This window comes from Sporosarcina sp. NCCP-2222 (assembly GCF_023168145.1).
In the GTDB taxonomy this organism is placed as follows: Bacteria; Bacillota; Bacilli; order Bacillales_A; family Planococcaceae; genus Sporosarcina.
This window is the reverse complement of the sequence record NZ_BQYK01000011.1, coordinates 84,344-89,285: the sequence shown is the minus strand read 5'-3', so window position 1 is coordinate 89,285 and position 4,942 is coordinate 84,344. Positions and strand designations below refer to the sequence as shown.

The 4,942-nt window shown below is 49.4% G+C and carries 4 protein-coding genes; all 4 read left to right on the top strand.

From position 1 onward, the window contains the following. Positions 1–1,011: M24 family metallopeptidase (locus NCCP2222_RS18670; protein WP_248513897.1), on the top strand; the 1,011-nt coding region annotated here is incomplete at its 5' end. A gap of 20 nt (positions 1,012–1,031) precedes the next feature. Beyond that, positions 1,032–2,219: a M20 metallopeptidase family protein gene (locus NCCP2222_RS18665; RefSeq protein WP_248513896.1), complete on the top strand. Its 1,188-nt coding sequence runs from the start codon at positions 1,032–1,034 to the stop codon at positions 2,217–2,219. 25 nt (positions 2,220–2,244) lie between these two features. Beyond that, positions 2,245–3,687 (top strand): aldehyde dehydrogenase family protein, encoded by a 1,443-nt coding sequence (locus tag NCCP2222_RS18660; protein ID WP_248513895.1) that lies wholly within the window; start codon positions 2,245–2,247, stop codon positions 3,685–3,687. 61 nt (positions 3,688–3,748) lie between these two features. After that, a partial coding sequence (locus tag NCCP2222_RS18655) for a BCCT family transporter (protein WP_248513894.1) occupies positions 3,749–4,942 on the top strand: 1,194 nt, incomplete at its 3' end.

The following is a 4,942-nucleotide window of genomic DNA, read 5'->3' as shown; positions in this document are numbered from 1 at the left end:
GAACCGATTTGGATTGGAAGGAAGATGGATGCGAATGCTGCGATCGCGACGACATGGTTACAGCCGGAGCACGTGCTTTATTATCCAGAAGATCATATCCATTCGACTGAGAGACACCCAATGGATTATATCGCATCGGTTTTGAAGCAGCTCCGCCAAGCTGAACGCCGCATCGGAATTGAAATGGCGGCTTATTACTTCTCGGCACTTTCATATGTGAAGCTGCAATCGAATTTGCCAAACGCCAAATTCGTCGATGCAAGCCTGCTTGTCAACTGGGTCCGGATTGTGAAGTCGGAGCCGGAAATCGAGTATATCCGCCGGGCGGCACATATTGCCGGACTTGGCATGGAGGCGGCGGCTTCTACGATTCAGGAAGGCATCCGGGAGTGTGACGCCGCTGCTGCTATTTATAAAAGTTTAGTGAGTGGCACAGACGGTTACGGCGGTGATTATCCATCCATCGTTCCACTGCTGCCAGCCGGAAAAAATACATCGACTCCTCATTTGACGTGGACAGATCGGAGATATTCTGGAAATGAAATCGTCATTATCGAGCTGGCGGGTTGCCATAGACGTTATCATGCACCGATGGCCCGGACCATTTCTATTGGTAAGCCTGCGGAAGAGGTAATGAATGTGTCCAATATATTGGTCGAAGGATTAAATGCTGCATTGGAAAGCGTCAAGCCGGGGGCTGTGTTAGAGGAAGTTGAATTTGCCTGGAATCAAGTCATTTCCAAACATGGAATCGTCAAAGAATCTCGATTGGGGTATCCCGTCGGCATCGGTTATCCTCCGGATTGGGGCGAACATACGGCGAGCATCCGGAAAGGGGAGCGGACAGTACTCCAGCCAAATATGACTTTTCATATGATACCTGGTCTTTGGTTCGATGAATACGGAATTGAGATTAGCGAAACGTTCCGGGTGACAGAGAACGGTTGTGAAGTGTTGACGGATTTTCATAGGGGTTTAATCGTGAAGGATCAGATTGATTTAGCGATGTAACGGTCAAGGGGGTGGCAGAAGTGGAGCAAGTTAAGACAGTACTTGATGGCAAGCTAGAAACTCAGTTAATTTCCTGGCGGCGGCATCTTCATCAGTATCCTGAATTAAGTTTTCAGGAGCATAAGACTGCATCCTTTGTCGCAAGCATCTTGTCCGAAATAGAGGGCATTACCATTCAAACGGGGATTGGCGGTACTGGTGTTGTGGCGACTCTCACCAATGGGCCGGGAAAAACAATTGCCGTCCGTGCGGATATGGATGCCCTGCCCATCACAGAAGAGAATTCACATGACTATCGATCTTTGCATGACGGTGTTATGCATGCATGTGGACATGACGCGCATACTGCCATCCTGCTGGGGGTTGCCACACAAATGGCGAACATGGCTGCCGAGAACGTATGGCAAGGAACGATCAAACTTATTTTCCAACCGGCTGAAGAAGCGACGGATTCAGAAGGATATTCAGGTGCGCCAAGAATGCTTGAAGAGGGTGTCCTAGAAGGAGTGGAAGCTGTCATCGCGCTCCATATGTGCCCGTGGCATCCGGTCGGCACCATCCAAATGAACGATGGTCCAAGCATGGCGAGTGTGGATGTATTCCATGCCGAGATAGGTGGGAGTGGCGGCCATGCCGGTTATCCACACCTTGGGACGGATCCGGTCTGGATGCTCGGCTCAGTGCTGCAAGCATTTTACGGGATGCCTTCCAGAAGGCTTTCGCCGCTTGAAACGGGTGTAGCAAGCATTGGGAAGATCCATTCAGGAACGGCGAGCAATGTTATTCCGGAAAAAGTGGAAGTAACGGGTACGATCAGGGCTTATTCGCCAGCTGTGCGGGAGCGATTAATCCAAGAGGTGGAACGGGCTTTCAAAATCACAGAAACGCTTGGAGGCACGTATCAATTCCAAGTAGATCGCGGCGAGCCTGCTCTTGTTAATGATCCGGCCGTTAATCGTGTCATCCGCAAGGCTGCTCAAACCTGTATTCCGGGTGTGGCCATTCAGGAGGAGCCGTTTGGGATGGGCGGAGAGGATTTTGCATATATGGCAAAAGCGGTTCCAGGAGCGATGTTTTTTCTAGGATGTGCTTTTCCGGAAGGGGGACAGCGTGACCTTCATACGAATCATTTCGATATTGATGAGCGTTGCTTGGCCATAGGCGTCGCCATTCTGGCAGAAGCGGCAACGCAATTGTTGGAAGGTTGATAGGGATAGAGAGGGGCGAGGACAGATGGAAACGACTATGCAAAGTAAACCGATGTTTTTGGCAGGCAGATGGGTACAGCGGGAGGAGTGCATCGACGTATTTGATCCCCAGGATGGTTCACTTATAAGCAGCGTGCCGGCAGCAACAGGAGACGATATGCTTCTGGCCATCGAGGAGGCAAAGGAAGGGGCGAAACGTTCCGCAGCTTTGCCGGTGCACGCCAGGATGCGGATCCTGAATGATGCAGCCCTCTATATAGAGGAACACTTTGATGTATATGCGGAAACGATTGCGTCGGAAGGAAGCAAGACAATTAAAGAAGCGGTCTCAGAAGTAATGCGCTGCATTCAAACGTTGCGTTTAAGTGCGGAAGAGGCTAGACGGATACAAGGAGAGACGATTCCTTTTGATCAGTCTGAAACAGGGGAAGGGCGGATCGGCTATTATTACCGGTTTCCGATTGGCATCATTGCGGCCATCACCCCATTCAATGATCCATTGAATCTCGTTGCGCATAAAGTCGGACCCGCCATTGCCTCGGGAAATGCCATTATTGTGAAACCCGCCACCGCCACGCCATTGAGCGCATTGCTTCTGGCGGAGGCGTTCGAACAAGCTGGATTGCCGCCGAAAATCTTGTCAGTCATTACGGGAAGAGGCGGTGAGATAGGGGATCTATTAGTCACACATCCTGCAATTCGGATGGTTTCTTTCACGGGTGGACTGGAGACTGGGAAGCGGATCTCGAGGAAAGCGGGTTTAAAGAAACTGAGCATGGAGCTCGGTTCCAATTCACCAGTCATCATCCTGAAAGATGCTGACATAGCGGCGGCCGTGGATGCGACTGTATCCGGAGCATTCAGCGCGGCAGGGCAGAATTGCCTGGGGGTCCAGAGAATTTACATTGAAAAAGGTGCATTTGAAGAGTTTCAAATGAGATTTGTAGAAAAGGCAGGCCGATATGTAATCGGCGACAAACAATCACTTGCAACTGACATGGGACCGTTAATTAGTGAACGGGAGGCGGAGCGGGTCGAGAAATGGGTGGAAGAAGCCGTAGTCGAAGGGGCGGAGCTTCTCACTGGAGGCGAGAGGATCGGAGCATTTTACAAGCCTACAGTATTAACGAAGGTCCCTGCGAGTTGCAGAATAGCTATTCAAGAAATCTTTGGCCCGGTTGTCCTGTTGTATGAGGTATCCGATCTGGAAGGCGCCATCTGCAAAGCAAATCAAGTGCCATATGGGTTGCAGGCGGGCATTTTCACTCGAAATATTGAGAACGCTTTCAAAGCGATTCGGGAATTGGATGTCGGCGGAATTATGATCAATGACAGTAGTGATTATCGAATTGACGGAATGCCGTTCGGCGGTGTGAAAGGCTCCGGACTTGGAAGAGAAGGTGTGAAGTTCACCATCCAAGAGATGACGGAACCGAAAGTGGTCAGTTTTAACTTGCATCAGGGCTAGCATCGATATGGAAGAGGTCTCACTGTTTTAGTTCAGAATAATAAAAAGGAGAACAGACAATATGGATAAAAGTTCGAGGATGATGAATAGTGTCTTCTGGGTGTCTGCTATTGTAATTGTAGCCATGGTGTTATGGGGTGCGTTTGATGCTGCGGGAATGTCACGATGGGCAGATCAGGCTTATACATTCGTGACAGAAGCATTTGGCTGGTTTTATCTTCTTTCCGTCTTGGCCATTGTACTATTTTGTGCCTGGCTTGCTATTAGCAAGTACGGCAAAGTTAAATTGGGCCAGGACGACGAAAAGCCGAAATACTCCTACTTTGCATGGATCGGCATGCTATTCAGCTGTGGATTTGGCGCGGGGCTAGTATTTTGGGGAATTGCCGAGCCGATGACCCATTTTGCTACTTCCCCGACAGGTTCTGACGTAATGACATCCGATGCGGGGCGCCGTGCAATGCAATATTCCTTCTTTAATTGGGGTGTCCATCAATGGTCGGTATTCACCATTGTCGGATTGGCGCTCGCCTATATTCAATTCCGTAAAAAGGAAACAGGGATGATCAGTGATACGCTGAATCCGATTATCGGTAAGCAAAAAAAGAAAACATTGCGTAAAACCATCAACACATTAGCGGTCATTACGACCGTACTAGGAGTGGCTACCTCTTTAGGAATGGGGATTTTACAAATTAATGGCGGATTGAATCATGTATTCGCCGTCCCTCAGAACAGCATGTCCCTCTTTTTTATCACGATGACGTTGCTCGTGTTGTATTTGATCTCCGCCTTGACTGGCTTAGATAAGGGAATCAAATTTCTCAGTATCTTAAATATGAGTCTAGCAATCGGCATGATCATTGTTGTGCTCATTCTTGGACCGACCCAATTTATCTTTGAAGCGTTCGTGCTTGGGCTCGGGGATTATATCCAGAACTTTTTCGGCATGAGCCTTGGCATGTCCCCGTACGACGGAAATACGTGGTCGAAAGCTTGGACCGTCAATTATTGGGCATGGGTCATTGCTTGGTCGCCGTTTGTCGGCGCGTTCATCGCCCGGATTTCAAGAGGGCGGACCATACGGGAATTTGTCTTTGGCGTACTGATCGTACCGCCGCTTATTGCAATCATTTGGATTGCGGTGTTTGGAGGGACTGCACTCCATATGGATCTTTTCCAAGGAGCGAATATTGCCGGAGCTGTCCAAAACGATGTGACAAGTGCCTTGTTCGCCACATTTGAGAATTTTCCG

Bases quoted from the DNA above. Each gene is read 5' to 3' on its own strand.
- NCCP2222_RS18660 (WP_248513895.1), top strand. From the start codon at position 2,245: ATGGAAACGACTATGCAAAGTAAACCGATGTTTTTGGCAGGCAGATGG.